A 24779-nucleotide genomic window follows, 5' to 3' on the forward strand; every position below is an offset into this window, starting at 1 on the left:
ATCCAAGGTGCGGTGGTGCTGTTGTGGTTGGGGCTTTGCGCAGTGCAGGACACGCGGCAGCGATTGCTCGCCAATCGCCTGACGCTGGGCGTTGCGGTGTTGGCGGGGATCTACCTGTTCTGGACCGGCAGCACCTGGCTCGGTGCCTCCGTCGGCGAAGGTCTGTGGGCGTTTATTCTGGCGCTGCTGTTGACCTTGCCGGGGTACGCCTTGGGCCGTCTTGGCGCTGGGGATGTGAAGCTGCTCGCGGCCTTGGCCCTGGTGTCGGATGCCGAGTATTTGTTGGGCTCGTTTATCGGCGCAGCGGTGGCGAGCGGGCTGTGGCTGTTGCTGGCGCCAAGGCTCTGGCCGCTTATGAGTCAACGGCTTGCGGCTTGCCTGGGGCACCTTGCGCCCGCACCGTCAAAAAAACTGCCGTTTGCGCCGTTTTTGCTGGTCGGATTTGCGCTTGTCTGGTTTTGGATTCATTGAATGACGGAAGGGATTAACGCTATGTACATAGTTGGAAAGTACGTCTACGTTTAATAAAGCGTTGTATAGGAATATTCGTGGTTAAGGATGGGTCAATCTTTTGGCTGCCAGGCATGGAGTAGCGTGTGGACAAGCTTAATTCTGCGGTAAAAGTGCTTGTGGTCGACGATCAGCCGTTGATCGTGGAAGAGCTTTGCGAATTTCTTGAAAGCAGCGGGTTGCGTTGTGTGCCGTGTGAGTCCAGCCAGCAAGCCTTGACACGTTTCAGCGAAGACACCGAGATCGGCCTGGTGCTGTGTGACCTGCATATGCCGGAGATGGATGGCATCGAACTGGTCCAGGCCCTGCAAAAAGTGGCCGGCCGGCAGCGGGTCTTCGAGGCGATCATGCTGACCGGGCGCGCCGACAAACAGGACGTGATCAAGGCCCTGCGCGCCGGGATCGCGGACTACTATCAGAAGCCGATCAATCTGGACGAGTTGCTGGAAGGTTTGCAGCGCCAGCTAGCCGCGTTGCAAGAGCGCAAGAGCGACCTGCAACTGGGGAACCTGAACCAGAAGCTGCAATTTCTATCCGAGTCGATCAACGACCTGTACCAGGACCTCGATAAAGTGCGCCGCAATCCTAAGGGTGAAGAGGCCACGACGGAAGAAACCGGGCCGGTGGAAATTCCGGCGATATTCAACCAGCTGTCACCGCGTCAGCTGGATGTGGCCAGGCTGGTTGGCAAAGGGCAGACCAACTATCAGATTGCCTGCGAGCTGGGCATCACGGAGAACACCGTCAAGCTGTATGTGTCGCAAGTGCTGCGGCTGACGCATATGCACAACCGTACGCAGTTGGCGCTGGCGTTATCGCCGAGTAATTCGACGCTGCGCCAGCGGGTGACGGCTCACTGAGTGATCGTTCACACGCTCTGCGTGGGAATGCCTCCTGCGACGCTCCGCGTCGCGCCCACCTCGGTAATGCGCACAGCTGACGCAGAGCGTCACGGGCTACATTCCCACGCGGAGCGTGGGAACGATCACCACGTAGGCACCCTCACCACTCAGTTGTCCCCTTGGGTTTTCCCGCCGATCTTCTGCTCGAAAAACTCCGGAATCTCATGCTTGAAACTGTCCACCCAGCGCTGGGCGGCCACGTCGCGTTCGGTGGCGGAGGCTGACTGTGGCGTCGCCGACGCGGCTGTCCCGCTGACCTGCAACGCCAGCCAGTTCTCCGTGGCGGCCTGCTGCGGCGAGGATGGGCCGGGCTCGATGGCCATGACACCGAGCGGCAAGGCCAGCACGGCCAGGCTTGCGAGATAAGGCAGTTTCATCATCAATTCCTCGGGTTGCTGTTGGCGTCGCTGACTCTGGCGATCTGGTCCTTGGCCTTGGCGGCGGTCGCGCTTGAAGCCTTGAGTTTTTCGGCGCGGGCCTGGGCTTCGGTGACTTGTTCGGGCCCCAGGCCCATCTGGCTGACCACCTGCGCGGCCTGCTTCCAGTTGTCTTGATAGATCAGCAGCGTCACCAGGTTGATCGCTGCCAGTGGGTCGCTTTGCTTGAGTTCCATGGCGGTCATGAATTCAAACCGCGCGTCGTCCAGGCGCAGTTGGTTGAGGTACACCACGCCCAGGTCATTGCGGATTTTCTCGTCGGTGGGCGCCAGCCGCGCCGCGCGCTGCAAGTGGGCCATGGCCTGGGCGTTGTCGCCTTTGGCCGAGGCCAGTTGCCCCAGGCCGTGTTCGCCTTCGGCGGCCATGCAGGTGCCGAGCAGGCTGCGGTACAGCGGCTCTGCCTCGCTGCGCCCGAGCAAACGATAAGCCTTGGCCTGGCGCAGACGCACCTGGGGCAGACTGGCCGGCAAACTCTGCAGGTTGGCCAGGCTGGCGTGCAGTTTGCCGTCGTTGGCCATTTCATCGGCCAGGCTCAACGACAACTCGTGTTCGGCGCCAGGCTTGGGGCAACTGCCGGGGGCCGTCAGGGCGCCCCATGGGGTTTGGCCATTGGTGGCGCACCCTCCCAGCAGCAACAGGCTCAAAGCAGCTATCAAGGCTTTCATCGGGCGCTCCTCATAGGTTACTCAACGCCCGGGTGATACCGATGAAGGCCGGCCCCCCGAGCACGATCAGCAAGGCGGGAAACAAAAACACCATCATCACCACCGACATTTTCGCCGACATCTTCGACACGAATTCCTGGATGCGTGTCAGGCGTCGGTCGTCGAGCAATTGCTTGAGCGCCAGCAATGACTTCATCGCGCCGCCGCCCTGCTGGATCAGTTGCTGAAGGATGATGCAGGTGTCGGTGAACTCATCCACGGCCAGCAGCCTGGCGGTCGTGCCCAGTTCCTCACTGAGTTCCAGGCCGGAGTCGACCCGGTTCAGGATCAGCCGCAGCTCATGGGTCAGGGTCGGCAGCAGGTGTTGCGCTTCAATGCTCAACACGCGCAACGCCTGTTCGACCGCCATGCCCGATTCGAACAGGATCCGCAGTAACGGAATAAAGGTCGAGACTTCCTGGGAGATCCGCAGCTGACGCGCCTTGGCCACGCTGGCCAGGATGCGCTTGGGCAAGAGGTAGCCGACGCCCAGCGCGATCAGGGGCAGCAGCCACGGCGAGCCACTTTCAGGAAACAGCAACGGCTGAGCGATCAGGGCCACGACCAACAGCAGCACCGGCGTGCCGATCTGGAAGGCGGCGAACATCGAGCGCTGGCTGGCGGTGCGCCAACCTATGCGGTTGAGCAGCGTCTGGGTTTCGTTGTCGAGGCTGACCGAACGTTGCGCGAGGGGGCTGTTGCCCAACTGGCGCATCATCGCCCCGAGGCGGTGTTCGCGGCCCAACTGGCCCTGCAGGCGTTGGGCAACCAGGCGCTGACCACGCCGATGTTTGACCAGGTTGGCCAGGAGCAGCGCCAGGGCGGCCAGCAACAACACGGCGCTGATCAGCAGCGAAATAGCCATCTCATACGCTCCGCAACATGCGCCACAGGGCGAAGCAGCCGAGCACCTGCATACCCAGGGCCACGAATAACAGCATGCGGCCAGTGCCGTCGTTCCACATGGTCATCAGGTAGGCGGGGTTGACCGCCAGGAAGTAGCCCACCATGGAAATGGGCAGCGCGGTGAGCACGTAGGCGGTCACCCGGGTTTCGCCGGTCAGAGCGCGTAACTGGCGCGCGGCTTGCTCGCGCTCGCGGATCATCTTGATCAGGTTTTCCAACAGCTCGCTGGCATTGCCGCCATAGCGGTGGTTGACCTTCAAGCCCAGGGCGAACAAGCGCAACTCGTCGCGCTCATAGAATTCGGCGAAGTCGTGGGCGGACTCCGGCAGGCTGACTCCCAGTTGCACGTTGCGCTGGATTCGGCCCATGGCGTTTTTCAGCGGGTCTTCGGCCACGTCGATCCCGCCCAGCACCGCATCGGCCAGGGTGCGCCCGGCCTTTAGGCTGCGCACGGTGTGGTCGAGCAATTGCGGCAGCTGTTCGATCATGCGCGTGATGCGGCGTTGATAACGCCAGGCGATGTACAAGCGCAACAGCACCGGCGGCAGCACCAGCATCACCAGCAGGCCGACCCAGCTGACGACGATCAACCCGAGCACCGCGCCCAGGCCCCACACCGTCAGCCACAGCCCCAGGCTTTCGCTGGGTTTGCCCAGGCCTGCGCGCAGGAACATGCGTTCCACGCGATTCCACGAATCGTTTTCTTCGGCGAGCTGCGGCTGGCCTTCGGCGAGGCGGCCCAGCACGCGTTCGGTCTGGGCACGGCGCAAGCCATGCTGGAACGAGCGGATCGACAGGCCGATCAGGATCAGGCAGATGAGTAGCAGGATGGCCCCGGTCATGCTTGATTCCCCCTCAAGGCTATACCGGTTCGCGGCGCAGTTTGTCGCCGGCCGGGTTGAGCGCTTCACGCACGAAGCCGAAGCCGGTGCGCCGGTCATGGCGAAACAGGGTGTTGGTCACGTACACGTCTTCGCGGATGCCCACCACTTCGACTACTTCGCTGACGCAACGACGTCCGTCCGGCAGGCGGGTCAGTTGCACCACCACATCCAGCGCCGCGCAGATCATTTGCCGCAGGGTTTTTTCTGCGATCATGCGGCCGGTCAGGCCCACCAGGGTTTCCAGACGCAGCAGGGCGTCGGCGGCATTGTTGGCGTGCACGGTACTCATGGAACCGTCATGGCCGGTGTTCATGGCGGTCAGTACGTCGAGCACTTCCACCCCGCGAATCTCGCCGAGAATGATGCGGTCGGGGCGCATCCGCAGGGCGTTGCGGATCAGGTCGCTGGCCTTGACCTCGCCATGCCCCTCGGCATTCGGCGGGCGGGTTTCCAGGCGCACCACATGGGGATGGCCCAATTGCAATTCGGCCACGTCTTCGATGGTGACGAGGCGTTCATGGGGGTTGATCAACTGGCTGAGAATATTCAGCAGTGTGGTTTTACCGGTGCCGGTCCCGCCGCTGATGAGGATATTGCAGCGCTTGCCTACCGCTTCCTGGAAGAAGTCGAAGATGTTCTGGTCGATGGTCTGCATGGCCACCAGATCGCTGCTTTTGAGCATGTCCTTGCGAAACTTTCGGATCGACAGGCAGGGGCCGTCCAGGGCAATCGGCGGGATGATCGCATTGACCCGGCTGCCATCGGGCAAGCGCGCATCGACCATCGGCGATGACTCATCCAGGCGCCGCCCCAGCGGTGCGAGAATGCGTTGCATGACGCGCTCCACATGGTGGGCGTCGATAAAGCGCAGGTCGCTCTGATGCAGCAAGCCGTCACGTTCGATAAACACCCGGTGCGGCCCATTGACCAGGATTTCGGTGACGGACGGATCGCGCAGCAACACTTCCAGCGGGCCGAAGCCGGTCAGTTCGTCGACGATTTCTTCGGCCAGGCGCTCCATCTCGTAGCGCGAGATCGCCAGGTGCATGCGGTTGATGTATTCGGCCACTTTGTCGATGACAAATTGCGCCAGGGACTGGCGCGAGCCTTCCAGCAGGTTCAGCCCCGATTCTTCGATGGCATCGATGATGTAGCGATGCAGCACCAGCTTCAAACCGTCGTGATCGGTGTTGCCAGCCGCGCCGCGTGCGGGTGCGCCGAAGAGTTTTTCACTGCTCATTTAGCGGCTCCCAGCAAACGCTCCAGCCAACGGCTGGGCGGTTTTGCGGTGGGGTCATGTGAGCGTTTTGCCAGGCGCTCGCCGAGGGTTTTGAGCCCTTGCGTCAGGGCTTCGCGCGGCGCCAGCGCAAACAGGGTTTGCCCTTGGTTCTTGGCGTTCAGCCGTAGCTCCGCGCTCAATGGCAACACCGCAATCACTTCCAGGCCGAAGCTTTTGCCCAGCGCTTCGGCGTCAGGCGCGCAGCCTTTGAGGTAGCCATCGATCAAGAGCTTGGCGTGTTCGAGCTTCATGCCTTTTTCGCGCCAATGGTTCAGCACCGCCAGGTTGCGCCGGCAGTCCAGCACGTTCTGGTCGGTGCACCACAGCAGCTTGTCGCAATGGCTGACAAAGGTGCGCAGGGCGTCGCTGTCCGGCTGGCCGACCAGGTTCACCACAATGTGCTGGAAGTGCTGGCGCAGTGCGCTGAGCAACATATACAGCTCGGCGGCGCTGGTGTGCTCCAGCAGCTCATCGTTGGGCGCGTAGGCAAGCATGCGCAGGCCGTCTTCAGCTGAGGTAAAGGCGCTGTTGATCAGGGTCGCGTCCAGCCGCCTCAGGTGGCGCAGGGCATCGCCGAAGTTGAACGAGCTTTCCAGGCCCAGCAGCGCCAGGCTGTCACCGCGTGGCAGGCCGAGGTCGAGCAACAGCGTCTGCTGGCCGCTCTTTTGCACCACCAGCGCCAGATGGCTGGTGAGCAGCGCGCCGTCGGAAGTGCCCTGGGTGCCGTACAGCACCGAGAGGCCGCCCAGATGGGTGTGAGTGGTGACCGCGGGCAGGCGCTTGCTCAGGCGGCGCACCAGCCCGGCGACTTCACTGGAGCGCGAGCCGTAGGCGACGAAGTCCCGCGCGCCGGCGCGCATCGCGTTGAGCACCAACTGATTGTCCATACCGTCGCCGAGGGCGACGATCGCCAGCATCGGCTTGGCTTCCAGTGCGCCTTCGATCAGCGCGCTCTGGGCCACCAGATGCTCGCGATCGAGGCCGATGAACACCAGGTTGGCGAAGGTCACATCGACCAGGGCCAGCAGCTCATCCAGGGTGCCGCTGCCGGCGCTGACCACCTGGCCGAGGGGCGCCAGCGCGCCCTGCAGCCATTCGAGGTCGGTGGTATTACGGGTAATTGCCAGGAAGGTCTGGCTCAGGTGATCGCTCATTGGGACAACCCGTTGAGGCGGTCAAAATTACCGTTTTCCAGGAAGAACAGGCGGTACCAGTTCGGGTCGTAGTTGCGCATTTTTTCACCGGGCAGCGCCGGCAGTCGGGCATTGGCCGCCAGCGGTTGCACCAGGTGCGGCGTGACGATCATCAGCAGTTCCTTGTCCTCGCGCTGGACCGACGAGTCGCGAAAGAACGCCCCCAGGATCGGGATGTCCCCCAGGCCTGGGAACTTGGCGATGCTGGTGGTGGTGTTGCTGCTGATCAGGCCGCTGATCACGAAGCTTTCGCCGTCGGCCAGGGACACGCTGGTATCGGTGCGGCGAATGGTCAGGGCCGGCACGCGGATGTTTTCGATGACCACGGCGTTGGTGTAATCCAGTTCGCTGACCTCCGGCGCCACCTTGAGGGAAATGCGATTGCGGTCGATCACGGTCGGGGTGAGGGTCAGGCGAATGCCGAATTCCTTGTATTCGATCGAGATGGTATCGCTGCCGCTGCTCGGCACCGGCACCGGTATTTCGCCGCCGGCGAGGAAGGTTGCGCTTTGCCCGCTCATGGCCACCAGGCTCGGTCGCGCGAGGGTGTAGGCAAAGCCGCTGCTTTCCAGGGCGTTGATCATCGCCGAGACGCGGCCGCCGCCAAAACCGATGTTGAAGTTGTCGGTGCTCACCGGCAGCTTGAACGTGCCGGGCGTGGGTGACAGCAAGTTGGGGCTGCCGAGGAAGAAGTTGTTGCCGATGCCGAGAATCTTGGTGCTGGCCTCCTTGAGTTTGGTGCGGCTGACTTCGACGAAGCGGATATCGGTCTGTACCTGGCTGGGCAGCAAAGGATCATCGGCGGGCGACAGCGAAAGACTGGTCAAGGCGGTATTGGCCTTGCCCTTGACGAACACCATGCTCTGGCGCGGGGTGGTCGAACAGGCGGTCCACACCATCAGGCTGGTGGTGCCGGGGCCGACGCCGGTCAGCAGGAAACCCCGATCGCCATTGAGATGAACGTCAGCGATTTTCGGATCGCCAATGGCCAGGCGTGTTATGGCCACCGGCGATTGCAGTTCCTGTTGCAGGCCCTCGCCTACGGACAACGCGGCGGGCAGTTGAGCCAGGTTGGCGCAATTGCTCGCAGCCGCCATGGCCAGCCCGATGGACAGGTGCGACAGCAGCAACGCACAGGTAATTCTCAGCGTGAACACCGGTATGAAACGTCGGTTCATGCACAGCATCCTTGTTCAGTCGGGGGTTTGTTGAGTTGCTTGATTGCCGCGTATCACCTCGACGCCAGCACGGCGCGGGGCGCTGCTCTGGGCCACTTTCCTGGGGGTCTGGGCGAAGGCCAGTTGGGTGAACTGATAGAGGTCGCGGTTAGCGTTCTGCAGATTGCCCGGCGCGTCGTCTGCGCCGGCCCAGTAGTGGCTCAACAGGCGTTCGTCGGCGCTGCGCACGGCCAGGCGCAAGGTGCCGGCCTGGGTGGCCAGCATCAACCGGCTCAGCAATTGTTCGGGCACGGCCAGCACCACCGTGCGCGAGGGCGCATGGCGTTGGGCTTTTTCTTCGGCGGTCAGCGCGGGAGGGGCGGCGGGGGTGCCGTCGTTGGTCAGGCCCATCTGGTCGCCGACGCTGAGCAGGCGCACGGCGGGGATCACCACCTGGGCCGATTGTTCAAGGTTGGCCGCGTCCTGACGCAGGTACAGCAGCACGTCCACATAGTCGCCAGGGCTCAACTGGCCGGCGGCGCCAATCACTTCATCGACGGCGACGGCCAGGGCGCGTTCATCGGCGCGGATCATCCGCGCCAGCGGCCCGCCCGGGGTGAAACTTTCCTCGTTGAGCCAGGTGCCCGCGCCGAGCGCCCGCCACGGGGTACGGCCAACCGCCTGGTCGATACGGCTCATGCTGCCGGCCGGGACCGTGCGCAGTTTTTCGAGGCTCAGGTCAGCAGCAGTCAGGGCAACGAAGGGAGGCACATCGTGGGCCAGCACGACCACCGACTGGCGGGTCGGGTCTTCCACCACAGCGACGGCTTTTTCGACGGGAGCAGCCTGTGGCGGTGGTGGCGCCGCAGCAGGCTCACGGCTGAGGACCAACCCCCAGTAACCGGCAAACAACGCACCGACCAACAACACAGCGGCCAGTACCATGCTCAGACGCGTGTTCATGACGGCTCTCCTTTTCCCGTTGCCCCACAGCCCGTCTGTCCAACAGGCTACTTGCGCAACCCGGCTGAACGGTGACTAACTATTTCGCTATTTGACGGTAGTTGAGCTAGGACAAAATGCCATTACTGAGAGAAAGTTTTCTTCAGGGAGCAGGACGTGTCCTTTAAAAACACACATTTACGGCGTCAGAAGAGCAACTACTACTTTAGGACTAATCAGTTCTTACAGTTGTGAGGCTGGGCTTTGTTGGCAATGCTTTGGATGGCACATCGCAATCACTGTGCGTTACCGGGATACGGCGCTTGGTCGCCTGAGGAGAAGTGTTATGGTCCTTGCTCTGCTGATGAAGCTTCACGTTCAACTCCAATTGCTGTTCCATCGTAAAGACGGCGCGACAGCCATCGAGTACCTCATACTGGTGGCGATTGTGGCGCTGGTGGTACTCGCCGCCGGAACGACGCTGGGGCCTCAGATCACGGCCTTCTTTACCAGGATCGGTACTGCCATTTCCCCATGAGTTGCCGTTGTTGATTGATCAGGTCGTGCTCATGAATGCTGCTGTCTCTCCCCGCCAACAAATCCTGTTGGTGGACGACGAAGAAGATGCCCTCGTTGAACTGGCGGAGTCGCTGGAGAACGAGGGCTTCGTTTGCTTTACCGCCACCTCCGTGACGTTCGCGCTGCAGGAACTCACCTTGCATCCCGATATTGCTCTGGTCATCACTGACCTGCGCATGCCTGAGGAAAGCGGTATCTCCTTGATCAAGCGCCTGCGCGAACACACCTCCCGCTCCCATCTGCCGGTGATCGTCATGTCGGGGCATGCGGAGATGGATGACGTCAGCGACATGCTGCGCCTGCAGGTACTGGACTTGTTTCGCAAGCCCATCTACCTCGCGCGGCTGCTCGATACGTTGAACAGTTTGTTTCCCCTAAGAGCAGCTACGAGCTTCAAGCCTTAAGCGGCAAATGGTGCACCTTGCCCCTCTTGCAGCTCGAGGCTTGTAACTTGACGCTCTCGTTACAGCTGATAACTGAAACTCAACGTATACCGCGGCCGCCGGTTGAAACTGTCCATAGCGATGTCCGACATCGGCTTGGCGGCTTCCAGGGCGATGTTGTAGTACTTGTTATCGCCAAAGCGCAGACCCACCGCCGCCGAGGACATGTCGCTGGCCTTGACCGGCAGTTCGTTGAACCAGGCCTTGGCGCGGTCCAGTACCACGTAGGGTTGCAACACCTTCACCCAATCGCCGGCCCGGTTGAAGCTGTAGTTGACCTCATACGCCACGCCCCAGCCCTTGTCGCCCGAGCCTTGGTCATCGGGGTAGCCACGGCCGAAGTTCTGCCCGCCAAACGTGGCGCGCTCGCTGTCGGGCAGGGTGTTGTTGCTCCAGTAGAGCGCACTTGAGAGCACGCCTTGCCAGTTGTCGAAGAACTTGTTGCTTTGCACGCCGGACAGGCGCAGGCGAAAGAAATCGAGATCGGGTTTGGCCACGTCCAGGTCGCTGCGGGCCTTGGCGCCCAGACCGTCGATACCTTGATACAAGCCGCCGCTGAGGATGCGTAACTGCCTGGCGTCGGCCTTTCGCCAGTCACCCTCGAAGGCCAGGGCGCGCAGATTGGATTCGATATCGAAGCGCAGCGGGTAGCCCACCAGTTTATAGCGGGTGGTCTGGTCTACCGCGTACAGGCGCGTGCCCAGGGTGAGCGACTCGGTGGGTGAGGCAATGAAGGGGTGGCTCAGGCCGATGGAGTAGCGATCGATCGACTGGTGTGGCTTGAGTTCGAAGCCGCCGTCCAATTGCACGCTGCTGCTGGGGTCGGCGCGATAACGCTCGGCGGCCAGGGCCAGTTGGGTGCCCTCGGTATTGATGAACTGGTTGTAGTCCACGCGGTAGTAGTGCTCTTTGTCTTCGCCGGGTGGGAACAACCCGCTGAGGCTGAGCTGTTCGCCCATTGAAGTTTGAGCGTTACTGGTTGCGCTGAGTAACGCCTGGGTGCCGCCACGGCTTTTCTGCACCAGGCTCATGCTGGTGGTGAAGGGTTTGCGGCTGGCCTGGATCTGCATGTGCGTGGCGCCATCGGTGGTGCCCGGCGGCGGCACTTGTGCCTGTACCGTGAGGCCGGGGATGCGGCTCATCAGCGTGGTGTAGCGTTCGAAGGTCTTGCGCGTGAGTGGGCGTTCGGCGAGGAGTTTTTGCGCGAGTTTGTCGACGTAGGCCGACACCGAGCCGATCTCACCGGTTTGTTGATAGTCCTTGATGTAGCCTTCTACCAGCACCACGCGGACCAAGCCGTTTTCGAAGGTCTGCTGCGGCAGGAACGCGTAGGACAACAGGTAGCCGTCCTGCTGGTAGCGACGAGTGATGCCACGGGTGGCCTCGATCAGTTGCGCGAGGTTGGTCTCATGGCCAATCAACGGCGCGTAGACCTGGGCCGTCTCGGTGAGCGGGTACACCGTGCCGCCTTCGATCTGCAGCTTGCCAATGGTGACCTTGGTGTCCATCAACAACGGCTGGCCCGCAGTGGGTGGCGTTTCTGGCACCTGGGTTTGCGGCGTGGACGGTCGATAGGCGTCGGCGGGCAGGTTGGGGACCGGCAGGGTGCGGATGGTGTCGTTGCTGTTGAGGAAGCTGGGAAGGGCCTCGGCCTGGGCATAAGTGCTGAGGGTAAGCAATAACAACGGGGTCAACACGCGCATAGGACACTCCATGGTCAATTGCAGCAGCGTTTCGGGCCTGCCGGGCTCTGGGGCGCGGTTCGGGAGGCGCTGGGTATCTATATCCAGCAGCGGCCCCTAAAAAAGACGAGAGACTTAGTCAGGGTCTCTCGTCTCAACCAAGCGTAGGCGCTGTAGGGGAGGCCGTCTAATCGGCCAGGTGCATTTCTATTTGCCGCTCAGGCCGTTCAGCAAGCCGCCCAGGCCTCCCGTTGTTGCCGTGCCGCCAGTGGTGGGTGCAGTGCCTGTGGCGGGGGCTGTGGCGCCAATATTCAGACCGCCGAGCAGGCCACCGCTGGTACCGCCGGTGCCGCCGGTGACCAGGCCACCAACCGAGCTTACGGTATTGCCGACGGCGGTTACCGTGGTGCCCAGGGTCGTGGTGACCGGGTTGGCGTTGGCGGTGGTGAGGTTAGTGCCCAGGCTGCTGACGGCGCCGCCGACTTGGGTCACCAGGCCGTTGACCGGAGTACCGACGCCGGTGGTGGTGCCGATGTTTTGCGTCAGTGCGGTGACGCCCGATGTCACTGGGTTCAGCGCAGCGCCTACGTTGGCTGCAACCGTTGCGACCGGTGCAGTGGCTGCCGTGTTGGCGACACCCGTGCCACCGAGCACGGTACCCACGGAGGCAATGGTGTTGCCCAATGCGCCGCCGGTCACCCCGGCTGCACTGACCGTGCCGTTGGTGTTGCCGACGTTCAGGCCGGTCCCGACGTTGTTCACCAGGCCGCCGACCAGTTCCGGTATGCCGGGTGCTGCGGCGCCGCCGGTTGGCGCGACATAGCCGCCGGACTTGTCGAGTGTGCCGCCTACGCCTGTCAGCACGCTGCCGACAATCGTGGTCACAGGGTTGCCTGCGCCGCCGGTGCTGGCGACTTGGGTGCCGAGGCCGGTGACGGTGGCGCCCAGTTTATCCACCAGGCCGTTGACGGGCGTGCCCAGGCCGGTTGCGTTGCCGAGGTTGCCGGTGGTGTTTTCCACCAGCGACACCACCGGCACCAGCACTTTGCCGCCCAGGGTGCCGGTCAGGGAACCCAATGGGCCGGTGGTGCTGGCCGTGCTGAGGGTATCGCCGAGCATGGTCACCGTAGTGCCCACTTTATCCACTACACCACCGACTGCACCGCCCACGCCTGCGGTCAAGCCGCCGACGACGGGAACCCCGCCGAGGGTGGTCGACAGCGATTTGCCAGTGACCGACAAGCCGTCGCCCAAATCGGCGACGCCAGTGCCGACACCCGCGACCGTGATGCCCAGGGAGTTGCTGTTGGTGCCCAGGGAGCCCAGGCCCGCCGTCACGCCAGTGCCGATGCTGGTCACGGCGGTGCCGGCCGAGGTGACCAGGCCGCCAGCGGTTGTGCCGACGATGGGAACACCGTTCAAGGTCGAACCGAGGTCACCCACCGCTGCGCCTACATTGCCCACGGTGGTACCGAGGGTACCGGCGATCTGGCCAGTGACGAGTGGGGTGGTTGTCGAACCGGTGCCGCCGCCAGTGCCGCCGCCAGTGCCGCCACCGGTACCGCCGCCGGTTCCGCCACCAGTGCCACCGCCAGTGCCGCCGCCGGTTCCGCCACCAGTGCCACCGCCAGTGCCGCCACCGGTTCCGCCACCAGTGCCCCCGCCAGTACCTCCACCGGTACCGCCGCCAGTGCCACCGCCAGTACCGCCACCGGTGCCATCGCCAGTACCGCCGCCAGTGCCACCGCCGATACCGCCACCGGTTCCACCGCCAGTGCCGTCGCCGCCGCCAGTGCCACCACCCGTACCGCCACCAGCACCTGCACCAGCATCCGGCGAAGACGCCGCCACGTTTGATTTATGCCCGCCACCACCGCTGCTGCAGCCGCCGAGGCTCATGGCCAGAATCAACGCCAGCGCGGTACTTGCTTTCCAAAACACGACTTGAGTTTTCATGATTGAGTTCCTTGCACCTGGTACAACCTTGGTTGTTTCAAACATTCGCTATTTCTTTGGCTAGCGATACGTTTGTCCGTGTGGCTATCACAGACCCGGGCCGGTTTTCTCGCAATCTCAACTTGGTATTAACGATTTATATACATAAGGTCTTGGTCGTCTTAAGCGCTAATACGAACGTTATAAATTAAAATAACGCTGGCTGCCTTTTAGTTGTAAATCAAAGGGTTAAATAAAGTAGCGGACCCGGTCGGGTCCGCTATAACTTAAGGTGTATATATACAATTAATCAGTGTCTCTCAGGCAATCGGTCGCCACTCTCCAAGCATATGCTGGATGTTACCGGCGCCGTTCAACACCAACTCGCCAGTTAAACCGGCGCCGCTGGTCATCAGAATCACTTCGCTGGGCAGGCGCACGGGTTTCTTGAATTCAACGGCTATTTCGACATTGGCCACCGGCAGTTGCTCGCCCAAGGCCGCCAACGTGCGGGCCTTGTTCCACAACCCGTGGGCAATCGCCTGGGGAAAGCCGAAGAGCTTGGCGGTCATTGCGCTGAGATGAATCGGGTTGTAATCGCCGGATACGTGAGCATAGCGGCGACCGATATCGGCGGGGGCTTTCCAGCGCGTGAGTTCGGTGAGGGCTGCGTCAATTACCAACGTGCGTTCCTCGGTCTCGCCCTCGAGCTTTACGCCCCGGCACAACATTGTGCTTTCAGCTTCCCAGAGCAGCCCAAGGGCATCCTCGACCACGGTCACCACATCGAAGGTCGCGCCTTTGGCATGGGGCTTGAGGTTGCCGGTGTACACCCCGACGCTCAGCTCACTCACACTGCCCAGGGGCCGATGCAGGCGAATGCAGTTGCTCAGGTGGATCAACCCCAGCAACGGAAACGGGAACGCCTGGTCGGTCAGCAGTTGCATCTGCAGGCCGAACGCGAGGATATGCGGATAGGTCGCCGGCAGCATCGGGCTGTCAGCAAAACCGCAAACCTTGCGGTACGCCGCCACAGCCCTGGGGTCGACGCGAACCTGGCAGCGCAGGCCGTGCTCGGGCAGTGCGCTGCCGGTGATCTTGCGCTTGAGCGCCGCACGCCAGTACAGCGGCGGTAGATACGGCGTGCTGTCCAGTGTCTGCCATTGCATATTCACGCTCCCAGAAGACTTTGCCCACACACCCGCAGCGCCTGGCCGCTGACGGCACCCGAACCCGGCTGGCTCAGCCAGACCACGGCTTCGGCCACGTCCTGCGGCACACCGCCCTGGCCCAGGGAACTCATGCGTCGTCCGGCCTCACGCAGGGCAAACGGAATATGCGCGGTCATCTGGGTTTCGATAAAACCGGGGGCGACGGCATTGATGCTGATCCCACGCGTTTGCAGCAGCGGTGCCCATGCCTGGGCCAAACCGATCAGCCCGGCCTTGCTCGCCGCATAGTTGGTCTGCCCGCGATTGCCGGCAATGCCGCTGATGGAAGCCAGCAGCACCACGCGGGCATTGTCGCGCAGGGTGCCGCTGTCGAGCAGCGCCTTGGTCAGCACCTGCGGCGCATTGAGATTGACCGCCAGCACCGCGTCCCAGTATTCCGGGGTCATGTTGGCCAGGGTCTTGTCGCGGGTGATGCCGGCGTTGTGCACCAGAATATCGAGGCCATCGGGCAGGTGTTCGATCAACTGGGCGGCGGCGTCTTCGGCGCAGATATCCAGCGTGAGAGTACGCGCATTCAAGCGGGCGGCCAGGGCGTCGAGGTCGGCCTTGGCTTGGGGCACATCCAGCAGGATCACCTCGGCGCCATCGCGGGCCAGGGTCTCGGCGATGGAGGCGCCGATACCACGCGCAGCGCCGGTCACCAGGGCTTTGCGCCCGGCCAACGGACGTGTCCAGTCTTCGACCGGCGTGGCGCAGGCCTGCAGGCGAATCACCTGCCCTGAGATATAGGCGCTTTTGGGCGACAGGAAAAACCGTAGTGCGCCTTCCAGCTGATCTTCGGCACCTTGGTCCACCAGCAGCAACTGCAGCACGCCGCCGCTGCGCAGTTCCTTGGCCAGCGAGCGGCTGAACCCTTCCAGGGCGCGCTGGGCGCTGGCGGCGAACGGGTCACTGAGGCTTTCCGGCGTGCGGCCAAGGATCACCAGGTGGGCGCTGTGAGCGAGGTTTTTCAGCAAGGGCTGAAAAAATTGACGTAGCTGCTTGAGTTGATCGGTGTGCTGCAAGGCGCTGGCGTCGAAGACCACAGCCTTGAGCTTGGGACCGTGGCCTGGAATCCACGCCGGCGCGTCCAGCGCTTCGGCACCGTAGCTGTAGACGGCATCGGTGAGTTTGTTGGCAAACGGCAACACTTTAGTTGCCAGCGTGCCACCGCCCAGCAGCAGTGCACCTTCCACCGGGCGCAGGCGCCCGGCTTGCCAGCGTTCCAGGCGTACCGGCGACGGCAGGCCAAGGGCGGCGACCAGGCGATGGCCGAGGCTGGAGTTGGCGAAGTCGATATAACGGTCTGACATGGAACGCTCTCCGAAGACTGGGGTTCAAAAGGTGGACCATCCCAGGGTAGCAGTCGTTCGACTAGGCTCACTGATCAAGCCCATAACAGACAGAGGGAGCTTTCCATGACTCAATTGCGCCGTGTGGCGATCATTGGCGGTAATCGCATTCCTTTCGCCCGCTCCAACGGCCCCTACGCCACGGCAAGTAACCAGGCGATGCTCACTGCTGCCCTGGAAGGCCTGATCGAACGTTTCAACCTGCACGGCCTGCGCCTCGGCGAGGTGGCCGCTGGCGCGGTGCTCAAGCATTCCCGCGCTTTCAACCTCACCCGCGAATGCGTACTCGGCTCGCGCCTGTCACCGCAAACCCCGGCCTACGACGTGCAGCAGGCCTGCGGCACCGGGCTTGAGGCGGCATTTCTGGTGGCCAACAAGATTGCCCTGGGCCAGATCGAATGCGGTATTGCCGGCGGGGTGGACACCACCTCCGATGCGCCGATTGGCGTCAATGAAGGCCTGCGCAAGATTTTGCTGCAGGCCAACCGCAGCAAGTCCATGGTGGATAAGCTAAAAGTTTTGTTACAGCTTCGTCCGCAGCACCTCAAGCCAGAACTGCCGCGCAACGGTGAGCCGCGCACCGGCTTGTCCATGGGCCAGCACTGCGAGCTGATGGCGCAGACCTGGCAGATTCCTCGCGCCGAGCAGGACCAGCTTGCCCTGGAGAGTCATGAGAAAATGGCCGCCGCCTACGCCGAGGGCTGGCACAACGATTTGCTGACGCCGTTTCTGGGGCTGACCCGCGACAACAACCTGCGCCCTGACCTGACCCTGGAAAAACTCGCCGCGCTCAAGCCTGCTTTCGAGCGCAGTGAAAAGGGCACGCTCACCGCCGGCAACTCGACGCCGCTGACTGATGGCGCCTCGCTGGTGCTGTTGGGCAGTGAAGCCTGGGCCAACGAGCGCGGCTTGCCGATCCTCGCGTATCTGCGCGATGGCGAAGCGGCGGCGGTGGATTTCGTCCACGGTGCCGAAGGCCTGCTGATGGCGCCGGTGTACGCCGTACCGCGTTTGTTGGCCAGGAACGGACTGACGCTGCAGGACTTCGATTACTACGAGATCCACGAAGCGTTCGCCGCTCAGGTGTTGTGCACGCTCAAGGCCTGGGAAGATGCCGACTATTGCCGCACGCGCCTGGGCCTGGATGCGCCGCTGGGCGCCATCGACCGCAGCCGTCTGAACGTCAAAGGCAGCTCACTGGCCGCCGGGCACCCGTTTGCCGCGACCGGCGGGCGCATCGTCGCCAACCTGGCCAAGTTGCTGGATGCAGCAGGGAAAGGGCGTGGTTTGATTTCGATCTGTGCGGCGGGGGGCAGGGTGTGACGGCGATTATCGAACGTTGATTGCCGGGTAAAATTGGCATATTGAATGCATTCTTCGTGGGCCAGAGGTCGGTAGCCTCTCCCACCGGCGCGCCGATTGCCGTATAACGAGTGCCACACGCGTGTTTGGTAATACAGGACCCACAATAAAAGCTGATGAAGACTCCTAAACGCATTGAACCCCTGATCGAAGACGGTCTGGTCGACGAAGTGCTGCGCCCACTGATGAGTGGTAAAGAAGCAGCTGTTTATGTGGTGCGCTGCGGCAACGAATTGCGTTGCGCCAAGGTTTACAAGGAGGCGAATAAACGAAGCTTTCGTCAGGCGTCCGAATACCAGGAAGGCCGCAAGGTCCGTAATAGCCGCCAGGCCCGCGCCATGGCCAAGGGCTCCAAGTTCGGCAAGAAAGAAACCGAAGATGCCTGGCAGAACGCCGAAGTAGCGGCGTTGTTCCGCCTGGCCGGTGCGGGCGTTCGCGTGCCCAAGCCGTACGACTTTCTTGAAGGCGTGCTGTTGATGGAACTGGTCGCCGACGAGTATGGCGATGCGGCGCCACGCCTGAATGACGTGACGTTGGAGCCGGACCAGGCGCGTGAATACCACGCCTTCCTGATTTCCCAGATCGTGCTGATGCTGTGTACCGGGCTGGTGCACGGTGACCTGTCCGAGTTCAACGTACTGCTCACGCCAACGGGCCCGGTGATCATCGACCTGCCCCAGGCGGTGGATGCGGCGGGCAACAACCACGCGTTCAGCATGCTGGAGCGGGATGTGGGCAACATGGCTTCCTACTTCGGGCGCTTTGCTCCGGAGCTGAAGAAGACCAAGTACGCCAAGGAAATGTGGGCGCTGTACGAAGCCGGTATCCTGCACCCGGCCAGCATCCTGACCGGTGAGTTCGACGAGCCGGAAGAGCTGGCGGACGTAGGCGGTGTGATCCGCGAGATCGAAGCGGCGCGGCTGGATGAAGAGCGCAAGCAAGCGAATCGCGCGGCAGATGATGCCCCACCCACCAAGACCGCCGAAGAACCGCCGCCGCCTTGGATGCAGTGATCTTTCGGCACATGATCGTTCCCACGCTCCGCGTGGGAATGCCTCCTGGGACGCTCCGCGTCCCGCCAATTGCTGCACGTTTAGGCTAGGTGACGCAGAGCATCACGGTCTGCATTCCCACGCGGAGCGTGGGAACGATCTTTATGTTGAGTCAGTTGGAATATCAGGCGCAGCCACTGCCGGAGGCCAATTCCTTGAGGATCGGGCAATCCGGTCGGTGGTCGCCCTGGCAGTGCTCCACCAGGTCTTGCAGCGTGTCGCGCAGTTGCGCCAACTCGCGGATTTTTTGATTCAGCTCATCGATATGCTGGCGCGCCAAGGCTTTCACGTCGGCGCTGGCCCGTTGTCGGTCCTGCCACAAGGTCAGCAGTTTGCCGACCTCTTCCAGTGAAAACCCCAGGTCGCGCGAGCGTTTGATGAACGCCAGGGTGTGCAGGTCGTCGGCGCCATAGATGCGATAACCGCTGTCGGTGCGGTGGGCTGCCTTGAGCAGACCGATGGATTCGTAGTAGCGAATCATCTTCGCGCTCAGCCCGCTCTGGCGAGCGGCTTGGCCGATATTCATGGGCGTTGATCCTCCAAGTCCTTGGGTTTCCAGGTTTTCAACAGCAATGCATTGCTCACCACACTGACGCTGGACAACGCCATCGCCGCACCTGCCAGCACCGGGTTGAGCAGGCCGAAGGCCGCCAGGGGAATGCCGATCACGTTATACACAAAGGCCCAGAACAGGTTCTGGCGGATTTTCGCGTAGGTCTTGCGGCTGATCTCCAGGGCGGCCGGCACCAGGCGCGGGTCGCCGCGCATCAGGGTGATGCCGGCGGCGTGCATGGCCACGTCGGTGCCGCCGCCCATGGCGATGCCGATATCGGCGGCGGCCAGGGCCGGTGCGTCGTTGATGCCGTCGCCGACCATGGCCACCACGCCGGTTTTTTTCAGTGCGGTCACGGTGGCGGCTTTGTCGGCGGGCAGCACTTCGGCGTGTACATCGTCGATGCCCAGCGCCTCTGCAACCACCCGCGCGCTGCCGCGATTGTCGCCGGTAAGCAGGTGGCTGCTGATGTGCTGCGCCTTGAGTTGCTGCACGGCCTGCTGCGCGCCGGGCTTGAGCGTGTCGCCGAATGCGAACAGCCCCAGCACGCGAGGGCTTGCGCCTTGCTCGATCAGCCAGGACAACGTACGCCCCTCGGCTTCCCATGCCGTCGCGCGCTGACTCAACTGGCCCGCGCTAAGGCCGGCCTCTTCCAGCAGGCGCCGATTGCCCAGAGCCAATTGCCGGCCGTCAAGGGTACCGGCGATGCCGCGCCCAGTCAGGGACTGGCTGGCACTGACATCGGCCACGCTCAGCCCGCGTTCGTCGCAGGCGTCCAGCACGGCCTTGGCCAGCGGGTGCTCGCTGCCACGCTGCAAGGCGCCGGCCTGTTGCAGCAGTAACGATTCATTGCCATCCAGCGCCGCCAAATGGGTGATCTTCGGTGTACCCGAAGTGAGGGTGCCGGTTTTATCGAAGACTACGGCGCTCACCCCATGGGCATGCTCCAGGACTTCGGCATCCTTGATCAGAATGCCATGGCGCGCGGCGACGCCGGTGCCGGCCATGATCGCCGTCGGCGTCGCCAGGCCCAGGGCACATGGGCAGGCGATCACCAATACCGCGACCGCATTGATGATTGCGCTCTCCAGCGGCGCGCCGTACAGCCACCAGCCCGCCAGGGTGAGCAATGCCAGTACCAGCACGGCCGGGACGAATACCTGGCTGACTTTATCCACCAGTTTCTGGATCGGTGCCTTGGCGGCCTGGGCGTCTTCGACCAGGCGGATGATCCGTGCCAGCACGCTTTCCGCTCCCAGGGCCCGGGTACGCACCAACAGGCGGCCTTCACCGTTGATCGCGCCGCCAGTAACCGTATCGCCGGGCCGTTTCGGCACCGGCAGGCTTTCGCCGCTGATCAGTGCCTCGTCGGCATGGCTTTGGCCGTCGACCACTTCGCCATCCACCGGAAAACGTTCGCCTGGCTTGACCAGCACCAGGTCACCGAGCGTAAGCGTATTGATGGCGACTTCTTCCTCGCGCCCCTCCAGCACGCGGACCGCCCGCTCGGGGCGCAAGGCTTCGAGGGCGCGTATGGCGCTTGCGGTTTGGCGCTTGGCGCGGCTCTCCAGGTATTTGCCCAGCAGCACCAGGGCGATCACCACGGCCGAGGCTTCGAAGTACAAGTGCGGAGCGGGTTGGGTGAGCCATTGATAGACGCTCAAGCCGTAACCGGCACTGGTGCCGATCGCCACCAACAGGTCCATATTGCCCGCACCGGCGCGCACGGCTTTCCACGCGGCACTGTAAAAACGCGCACCGAGGATCAATTGCACCGGCGTCGCCAGCGCGAACTGAACCCAGGCGGGGAGCATCCAGTGAAAGCCGAAGGGTTCCACCAGCATCGGCAGTATCAGGGGCAACGCCAGCATGATCGCCAGCATCAGCGCCCAGCGCTCGTGGTGCAGGCGTTGGGCTTGATTGGCCTGGGTGGCGGTTTCGCTCTGGGGCAGGGTGGCGGTGTAGCCGGCTTTTTCGACAGCGGCGATCAATACGCCGGGATCCAGTTGGTGGAGTCCTTCAACGTGGGCACGTTCGTTGGCCAGGTTGACGCTGACGCGTTGCACCCCCGGCACCTTGCCCAGCGCACGCTCCACACGGCCGGCGCAACTGGCGCAGGTCATGCCGCTGATGGGCAGGTCAAACGTGGTGGGTCCATTCATGGGGCAGTCCTCCAGAAGACGATGCTCCTAGGATCAACCTTGACCTGTGGGTAAGGTCAAGCGCGATCGTTCCCACGCTCTGCGTGGGAATGCATCCCCATGACGCTCCGCGTCACCCTTGCGCCGAATCAAAGGCTTGTACGCGGGACGCGGAGCGTCCCATGAGGCGTCCCCACGCGGAGCATGGGGACGATCGGCGGCTTCAGTATTCCAGCGTGGCGGCTTTGAGGTACATACCGTCCGGGCCTTGGGCGATACGCAGTTTGCGTACATCCCCGGCTTTGAGCGTAATGTTCTGCGCCGGCGGTGCCAGCATGCCCGGCAAGCAGCCCGGTGTCTGGCCCGGCAGCAGCTTGAGGCGCAATGACACATCGCCCGGCGGCAAATTGAAGGAGGTGGCTTGTTCCTGGAACAGGCGCCCGGCCAGTTGGTCCTGAATGTAGAGGCCGATCTCACAGTTGGTCGGCACTTCCAGGCGCTCGCGGGAAATGATCAGCACTGCATAGTCTTCAGCGGCGGGCGCAACGGCAGAAAAACTCATCAGGCCGGCAAGGGCAAAAATCGACCAGCGCATGGCGAATGCTCCGTGGTTCACTTCTATTGAAGGTGAAGCTTGGCCGACGTCGCCACCGAATACCAGCCCGGCCGACGTTTCTGAAACTTGACCTTGCCATCGTGGCAAGGTCGAGACTGCGTTCAACCTCATCAAAGGAGACATGTCATGCAAGTATTCAAGGTGCAAGGAATGACCTGCGGCCATTGCGTTCGTGCGGTGACCCAGGCGGTGCGCAGCCAGGATGCAGATGCCGAGGTCACGGTGGACCTTGCGGCCAAGCAAGTCAGTGTCCAAAGCAAACTGGACCGTGAAGCGATCGCGGGCCTGATCAAGGAAGAAGGCTACACAGTCGTCTGATTCTCGATAGTTAGCGAGCTATCTTAATGTTCAAGACGCCCAAGCGCGGCTAGACTATCGGGCTGCCGACTCACTTGGGTGTCTGATGAACCTCCGCATAATTCTGATCCTGGGCGCCTTGAGCGCCTTCGCGCCGTTGGCGATCGATTTTTACCTGCCGGGTTTCCCGGCGATGGCAGCCGCTTTTGCAACCGATGAAAAACACATCCAGCTGACCCTGGCGGTGTATTTCGGTGGGCTGGCCATCGGCCAATTGATCTACGGCCCCTTGGCCGACCGCTTTGGCCGGCGCGTGCCGCTGCTCAGCGGCGTCACGCTGTTTACCCTTGCGTCCTTCGCCTGTGCGTACGCGCCCTCCCTGGAATGGCTGATCGGCGCGCGTTTCGTGCAGGCCCTGGGCGGTTGCGCGGGCATGGTGATCTCACGGGCGGTGGTGAGTGACAAATGCGATGCCGTGGGTTCGGCCAAGGTGTATTCACAACTGATGTTGGTGACTGGCCTGGCGCCGATTCTCGCACCGCTGGCGGGCGGGATAATGGTAGGCGTGTGGGGCTGGCAGTCGATTTTCCTGGCGCTGTCGCTGTTCAGCGTGATGGCGGCGGTTGCGGTGGCGGTGGGCTTGCCGGAAACGTTTCCGGCGCATCAGCCGCGCCAGCCGTTGTCCGGCTCGCTGCGCCGCTACGGCGCGCTGTTGTCAGACCGGGTTTACCTCGGCTACGCCTTGACCGGCGGCATCTCGATTGCCGGGATGTTTGCCTACATTGCCGGTTCGCCGTTCGTGTTCATCAAGCTGTATGGCGTACCCGCCGAGCATTACGGCTGGCTGTTTGGCTCCAACGCCGCCGGTTTTATCCTGGTGGCGCAGTTGAATGCGCGGTTACTGGCCAAGCGCGGCCCGGCGTTTTTGCTCACGCGTACGGTGTGGGTTTACGTAGCGGCGGCGTTGGCCCTGCTGGGCATTGCAGCGCTGCGCACCGAAGCCCTGTGGCCGTTGCTGGTGCCGCTGTTCATCTGCATCGCCAGCCTGGGCTGCATTTTGCCTAACACCTCGGCGTGCGCCATGAACGGGCAAGGCGCCCGTGCCGGCAGCGCGTCGGCATTGCTCGGTTGCATTCAGTTCGGCGTGGCGGCGGGGGCGGCATCGTTGGTGGGCGTGTTGCATGACGGCACGGCGATGCCGATGGCGATGGTCATCAGCCTGTGCGGTGTGCTGGCGGTGACGATTGCGATGTCGACCCAGCGCCTGCAACGGGCCAGGGCCGCGCAGGCGCAGGTCTGAAGAGCCGATCAGCCAGCGGCGGCGCGTTGCTGGCTGAGTGGGAAGCGGTGGGGAGCCTGGATGCGGGCTTGCAAGGTGTCGGCAAAGGCACGGGCCTCGGCTTCGGTGTGGAAAATAATCGACTTCTGGTCCAGGCGGACCTCCCACTGCGATTTTGCTAACGCTTTTATCAGGATCTTCATTGCTGACTTCCTCACGTAAAAGAATCGTGGCAAAGGCGGCCAATATAAACCCGTATGCGCGCACAAATATGACAAACGTCAACTCTCGGACTAATGGTGTCGTCCTTACCTACATCAGTGACAGACGACACTGATAGCCGTTTTTTAGAACCCTTCTAAAACGATCTTGCCCTTGGCCTTGCCGCTTTCCAGCAGCGCGTGCGCACGTCGCAGGTTCGCCGCATTGATCACGCCGAAGTGCTCGCCTACCGTGGTTTTCAGGGTGCCAGCGTCGATCAGCGTGGCCACGCGGTTGAGCAGGTGATGCTGCTCGATCATGTCCGGTGTCTCGAACATCGAGCGGGTGTACATGAACTCCCAGTGCAGCGACAGGCTCTTGCGCTTGAGCTTGCTGACGTCCAGCGCCTTGGGGTCGTCGATCAGCGCCAGCTTGCCTTGGGGCTGCAGGGCTTCCACCAGTTGGTCGAGGTGATGGTCGGTCTGGGTCAGGCTGGCGACGTGGGTCACGTGCGGGTGGCCGGCGTGTTTCAGCGCTTCGCTCAGCGGCTGGCTATGGTCGATCACCAGGTCGGCGCCGAGGTTCTTGGCCCATTCTTGAGTCTCCGGGCGCGAGGCGGTGCCGATGACCTTCAGTGCAGTGAGCTGGCTGGCCAGCTGGGTCAGGATCGAACCCACGCCGCCCGCTGCGCCGACGATCAGCAGGCTCTGGCCCAGGTCCGCTTTGCCCTCGGGGACCTGCAGGCGTTCGAACAGCAGCTCCCAGGCCGTGATGGCGGTCAACGGCAGCGCGGCGGCTTCGGCAAAACCCAGGGTCTGTGGCATATGGCCAACGATGCGTTCATCCACAGTGTGCAATTGACTGTTACCGCCAGGGCGCACCAGGGAGCCGGCGTAGAACACCTTGTCACCGGCCTTGAACAGCGTGACTTCGCTGCCGACCGCCTTGACCACACCGGCCACGTCCCAGCCGAGCACCTTGGCGGCGCCGTGTTCCGGGGCGACGTTCTGGCGCACCTTGGTGTCCACCGGGTTGACCGAGATGGCTTTGACTTCCACCAACAGGTCGCGCGGCCCGGCCACGGGTTCGGGCAGTTCGATGTCTTGCAGGGCGTTCGTGTCGGTGATGGGCAGGCAGCTGTAGTAGGCGATGGCTTTCATGT

Annotated in this window: 24 protein-coding genes and 1 pseudogene; 8 read left to right on the plus strand and 17 right to left on the minus strand. The window is 62.8% G+C overall.

Going from position 1 to position 24779, the window contains the following annotated elements; all coding sequences use genetic code 11:
- On the plus strand, positions 1 to 471 hold the full coding sequence (locus C4J89_RS03220; protein ID WP_177413022.1) for a prepilin peptidase: 471 nt from the start codon (positions 1 to 3) through the stop codon (positions 469 to 471).
- Between the two features lie 125 nt (positions 472 to 596).
- The gene (locus C4J89_RS03225; RefSeq protein ID WP_124413745.1) at positions 597 to 1370 is read left to right on the plus strand and encodes a response regulator transcription factor; all 774 of its coding nucleotides are present in this window, start codon (positions 597 to 599) and stop codon (positions 1368 to 1370) included.
- A 149-nt stretch (positions 1371 to 1519) separates the two neighbouring features.
- On the opposite strand, the gene C4J89_RS03230 is transcribed toward C4J89_RS03225, so the two are convergent.
- The 8 genes from C4J89_RS03230 to cpaB are packed head-to-tail and all read right to left on the minus strand — an operon-like array spanning position 1520 to position 8935.
- Entirely contained in the window at positions 1520 to 1789 is a 270-nt protein-coding gene (locus tag C4J89_RS03230) for a DUF3613 domain-containing protein (protein ID WP_124413746.1), read from the minus strand.
- 2 nt (positions 1790 to 1791) lie between these two features.
- Complete coding sequence (locus C4J89_RS03235; RefSeq protein ID WP_124413747.1) at positions 1792 to 2514, minus strand: tetratricopeptide repeat protein; 723 nt, start codon at positions 2512 to 2514, stop codon at positions 1792 to 1794.
- 10 nt (positions 2515 to 2524) lie between these two features.
- A complete protein-coding gene (locus tag C4J89_RS03240; RefSeq protein ID WP_124413748.1) occupies positions 2525 to 3418 on the minus strand; it encodes a type II secretion system F family protein in 894 nt (297 codons plus the stop codon).
- Position 3419: 1 nt separating this feature from the next.
- Positions 3420 to 4301: a type II secretion system F family protein gene (locus tag C4J89_RS03245; protein WP_124413749.1), complete on the minus strand. Its 882-nt coding sequence runs from the start codon at positions 4299 to 4301 to the stop codon at positions 3420 to 3422.
- A 19-nt stretch (positions 4302 to 4320) separates the two neighbouring features.
- Entirely contained in the window at positions 4321 to 5583 is a 1263-nt protein-coding gene (locus C4J89_RS03250; protein WP_124361119.1) for a CpaF family protein, read from the minus strand.
- Positions 5580 to 6776, minus strand: coding sequence for a pilus assembly protein (locus tag C4J89_RS03255; RefSeq protein WP_124413750.1), 1197 nt, complete (start codon positions 6774 to 6776; stop codon positions 5580 to 5582). The genes C4J89_RS03250 and C4J89_RS03255 overlap by 4 nt, the downstream gene beginning before the upstream one ends.
- Positions 6773 to 7993 (minus strand): type II and III secretion system protein family protein, encoded by a 1221-nt coding sequence (locus C4J89_RS03260; protein WP_124413751.1) that lies wholly within the window; start codon positions 7991 to 7993, stop codon positions 6773 to 6775. The genes C4J89_RS03255 and C4J89_RS03260 overlap by 4 nt, the downstream gene beginning before the upstream one ends.
- Before the next feature lie 15 nt (positions 7994 to 8008).
- Positions 8009 to 8935, minus strand: coding sequence for a Flp pilus assembly protein CpaB (gene cpaB / locus C4J89_RS03265; protein ID WP_124413752.1), 927 nt, complete (start codon positions 8933 to 8935; stop codon positions 8009 to 8011).
- A gap of 325 nt (positions 8936 to 9260) precedes the next feature.
- Between cpaB and C4J89_RS03270 the strand changes: the two genes are divergently transcribed.
- Positions 9261 to 9452 carry a Flp family type IVb pilin gene (locus C4J89_RS03270; protein WP_124361123.1) on the plus strand — a complete coding sequence of 64 codons (192 nt, stop codon included), beginning with the start codon at positions 9261 to 9263 and terminating at the stop codon, positions 9450 to 9452.
- Positions 9453 to 9483: 31 nt separating this feature from the next.
- Complete coding sequence (locus C4J89_RS03275) at positions 9484 to 9897, plus strand: response regulator (protein WP_124415990.1); 414 nt, start codon at positions 9484 to 9486, stop codon at positions 9895 to 9897.
- 59 nt (positions 9898 to 9956) lie between these two features.
- Here C4J89_RS03275 and C4J89_RS03280 read toward each other — a convergent pair whose 3' ends face one another.
- From C4J89_RS03280 to C4J89_RS03295, 4 genes are all read right to left on the minus strand, one after another.
- Positions 9957 to 11639, minus strand: a complete 1683-nt coding sequence (locus C4J89_RS03280) for a ShlB/FhaC/HecB family hemolysin secretion/activation protein (protein ID WP_124413753.1) — start codon at positions 11637 to 11639, stop codon at positions 9957 to 9959.
- Between the two features lie 186 nt (positions 11640 to 11825).
- Positions 11826 to 13574 carry a collagen-like triple helix repeat-containing protein gene (locus C4J89_RS03285; protein ID WP_124413754.1) on the minus strand — a complete coding sequence of 583 codons (1749 nt, stop codon included), beginning with the start codon at positions 13572 to 13574 and terminating at the stop codon, positions 11826 to 11828.
- A gap of 299 nt (positions 13575 to 13873) precedes the next feature.
- A complete protein-coding gene (locus tag C4J89_RS03290) occupies positions 13874 to 14722 on the minus strand; it encodes a MaoC/PaaZ C-terminal domain-containing protein (protein WP_124413755.1) in 849 nt (282 codons plus the stop codon).
- A gap of 2 nt (positions 14723 to 14724) precedes the next feature.
- Positions 14725 to 16077, minus strand: a complete 1353-nt coding sequence (locus tag C4J89_RS03295; RefSeq protein WP_124413756.1) for a 3-oxoacyl-ACP reductase — start codon at positions 16075 to 16077, stop codon at positions 14725 to 14727.
- Between the two features lie 105 nt (positions 16078 to 16182).
- On the opposite strand from C4J89_RS03295, the pseudogene C4J89_RS03300 reads away from it, so the two are divergent.
- Positions 16183 to 17459: pseudogene (locus C4J89_RS03300) on the plus strand (acetyl-CoA C-acetyltransferase).
- 135 nt (positions 17460 to 17594) lie between these two features.
- Positions 17595 to 18491: a PA4780 family RIO1-like protein kinase gene (locus C4J89_RS03305; protein ID WP_124361130.1), complete on the plus strand. Its 897-nt coding sequence runs from the start codon at positions 17595 to 17597 to the stop codon at positions 18489 to 18491.
- 163 nt (positions 18492 to 18654) lie between these two features.
- Here the strand turns inward: C4J89_RS03305 and cueR are convergent, their stop codons facing one another.
- The 3 genes from cueR to C4J89_RS03325 all read right to left on the minus strand — a co-directional run bounded on the left by cueR (position 18655) and on the right by C4J89_RS03325 (position 21819).
- Positions 18655 to 19056, minus strand: coding sequence for a Cu(I)-responsive transcriptional regulator (cueR, locus tag C4J89_RS03310; RefSeq protein ID WP_124413757.1), 402 nt, complete (start codon positions 19054 to 19056; stop codon positions 18655 to 18657).
- A complete protein-coding gene (locus C4J89_RS03315; protein WP_124413758.1) occupies positions 19053 to 21245 on the minus strand; it encodes a cation-translocating P-type ATPase in 2193 nt (730 codons plus the stop codon). Before C4J89_RS03315 ends, cueR begins: the two co-directional genes overlap by 4 nt.
- 202 nt (positions 21246 to 21447) lie before the next feature.
- Complete coding sequence (locus C4J89_RS03325) at positions 21448 to 21819, minus strand: hypothetical protein (protein WP_124361134.1); 372 nt, start codon at positions 21817 to 21819, stop codon at positions 21448 to 21450.
- A gap of 147 nt (positions 21820 to 21966) precedes the next feature.
- Between C4J89_RS03325 and C4J89_RS03330 the strand changes: the two genes are divergently transcribed.
- Both C4J89_RS03330 and C4J89_RS03335 read left to right on the plus strand, forming a co-directional pair.
- Positions 21967 to 22158: a heavy-metal-associated domain-containing protein gene (locus tag C4J89_RS03330; protein WP_124361135.1), complete on the plus strand. Its 192-nt coding sequence runs from the start codon at positions 21967 to 21969 to the stop codon at positions 22156 to 22158.
- An 85-nt stretch (positions 22159 to 22243) separates the two neighbouring features.
- Positions 22244 to 23437: a multidrug effflux MFS transporter gene (locus tag C4J89_RS03335; protein ID WP_124413760.1), complete on the plus strand. Its 1194-nt coding sequence runs from the start codon at positions 22244 to 22246 to the stop codon at positions 23435 to 23437.
- Positions 23438 to 23445: 8 nt separating this feature from the next.
- On the opposite strand, the gene C4J89_RS26865 is transcribed toward C4J89_RS03335, so the two are convergent.
- Together C4J89_RS26865 and C4J89_RS03340 are read right to left on the minus strand one after the other, a co-directional pair.
- Positions 23446 to 23619 (minus strand): hypothetical protein, encoded by a 174-nt coding sequence (locus C4J89_RS26865; protein ID WP_164484509.1) that lies wholly within the window; start codon positions 23617 to 23619, stop codon positions 23446 to 23448.
- A 144-nt stretch (positions 23620 to 23763) separates the two neighbouring features.
- Positions 23764 to 24777, minus strand: coding sequence for a zinc-binding alcohol dehydrogenase family protein (locus C4J89_RS03340; RefSeq protein WP_124413761.1), 1014 nt, complete (start codon positions 24775 to 24777; stop codon positions 23764 to 23766).
- Positions 24778 to 24779: the final 2 nt, after the last annotated feature.

The sequence above is a fragment of the Pseudomonas sp. R4-35-07 genome, assembly GCF_003852235.1.
Taxonomy (GTDB): domain Bacteria; phylum Pseudomonadota; class Gammaproteobacteria; order Pseudomonadales; family Pseudomonadaceae; genus Aquipseudomonas.

Coding starts and splice junctions, on each gene's coding strand:
- cueR (WP_124413757.1), bottom strand. CDS start 19,056: ATGAATATCGGCCAAGCCGCTCGCCAGAGCGGGCTGAGCGCGAAGATG.
- C4J89_RS03315 (WP_124413758.1), bottom strand. CDS start 21,245: ATGAATGGACCCACCACGTTTGACCTGCCCATCAGCGGCATGACCTGC.
- C4J89_RS03240 (WP_124413748.1), bottom strand. CDS start 3,418: ATGGCTATTTCGCTGCTGATCAGCGCCGTGTTGTTGCTGGCCGCCCTG.
- C4J89_RS03255 (WP_124413750.1), bottom strand. CDS start 6,776: ATGAGCGATCACCTGAGCCAGACCTTCCTGGCAATTACCCGTAATACC.
- C4J89_RS03235 (WP_124413747.1), bottom strand. CDS start 2,514: ATGAAAGCCTTGATAGCTGCTTTGAGCCTGTTGCTGCTGGGAGGGTGC.
- cpaB (WP_124413752.1), bottom strand. CDS start 8,935: ATGAACACGCGTCTGAGCATGGTACTGGCCGCTGTGTTGTTGGTCGGT.
- C4J89_RS03340 (WP_124413761.1), bottom strand. CDS start 24,777: ATGAAAGCCATCGCCTACTACAGCTGCCTGCCCATCACCGACACGAAC.
- C4J89_RS26865 (WP_164484509.1), bottom strand. CDS start 23,619: ATGAAGATCCTGATAAAAGCGTTAGCAAAATCGCAGTGGGAGGTCCGC.
- C4J89_RS03290 (WP_124413755.1), bottom strand. CDS start 14,722: ATGCAATGGCAGACACTGGACAGCACGCCGTATCTACCGCCGCTGTAC.
- C4J89_RS03330 (WP_124361135.1), top strand. CDS start 21,967: ATGCAAGTATTCAAGGTGCAAGGAATGACCTGCGGCCATTGCGTTCGT.
- C4J89_RS03260 (WP_124413751.1), bottom strand. CDS start 7,993: ATGAACCGACGTTTCATACCGGTGTTCACGCTGAGAATTACCTGTGCG.
- C4J89_RS03295 (WP_124413756.1), bottom strand. CDS start 16,077: ATGTCAGACCGTTATATCGACTTCGCCAACTCCAGCCTCGGCCATCGC.
- C4J89_RS03325 (WP_124361134.1), bottom strand. CDS start 21,819: ATGCGCTGGTCGATTTTTGCCCTTGCCGGCCTGATGAGTTTTTCTGCC.
- C4J89_RS03245 (WP_124413749.1), bottom strand. CDS start 4,301: ATGACCGGGGCCATCCTGCTACTCATCTGCCTGATCCTGATCGGCCTG.
- C4J89_RS03280 (WP_124413753.1), bottom strand. CDS start 11,639: ATGCGCGTGTTGACCCCGTTGTTATTGCTTACCCTCAGCACTTATGCC.
- C4J89_RS03270 (WP_124361123.1), top strand. CDS start 9,261: ATGGTCCTTGCTCTGCTGATGAAGCTTCACGTTCAACTCCAATTGCTG.
- C4J89_RS03335 (WP_124413760.1), top strand. CDS start 22,244: ATGAACCTCCGCATAATTCTGATCCTGGGCGCCTTGAGCGCCTTCGCG.
- C4J89_RS03250 (WP_124361119.1), bottom strand. CDS start 5,583: ATGAGCAGTGAAAAACTCTTCGGCGCACCCGCACGCGGCGCGGCTGGC.
- C4J89_RS03230 (WP_124413746.1), bottom strand. CDS start 1,789: ATGAAACTGCCTTATCTCGCAAGCCTGGCCGTGCTGGCCTTGCCGCTC.
- C4J89_RS03305 (WP_124361130.1), top strand. CDS start 17,595: ATGAAGACTCCTAAACGCATTGAACCCCTGATCGAAGACGGTCTGGTC.
- C4J89_RS03275 (WP_124415990.1), top strand. CDS start 9,484: ATGAATGCTGCTGTCTCTCCCCGCCAACAAATCCTGTTGGTGGACGAC.
- C4J89_RS03285 (WP_124413754.1), bottom strand. CDS start 13,574: ATGAAAACTCAAGTCGTGTTTTGGAAAGCAAGTACCGCGCTGGCGTTG.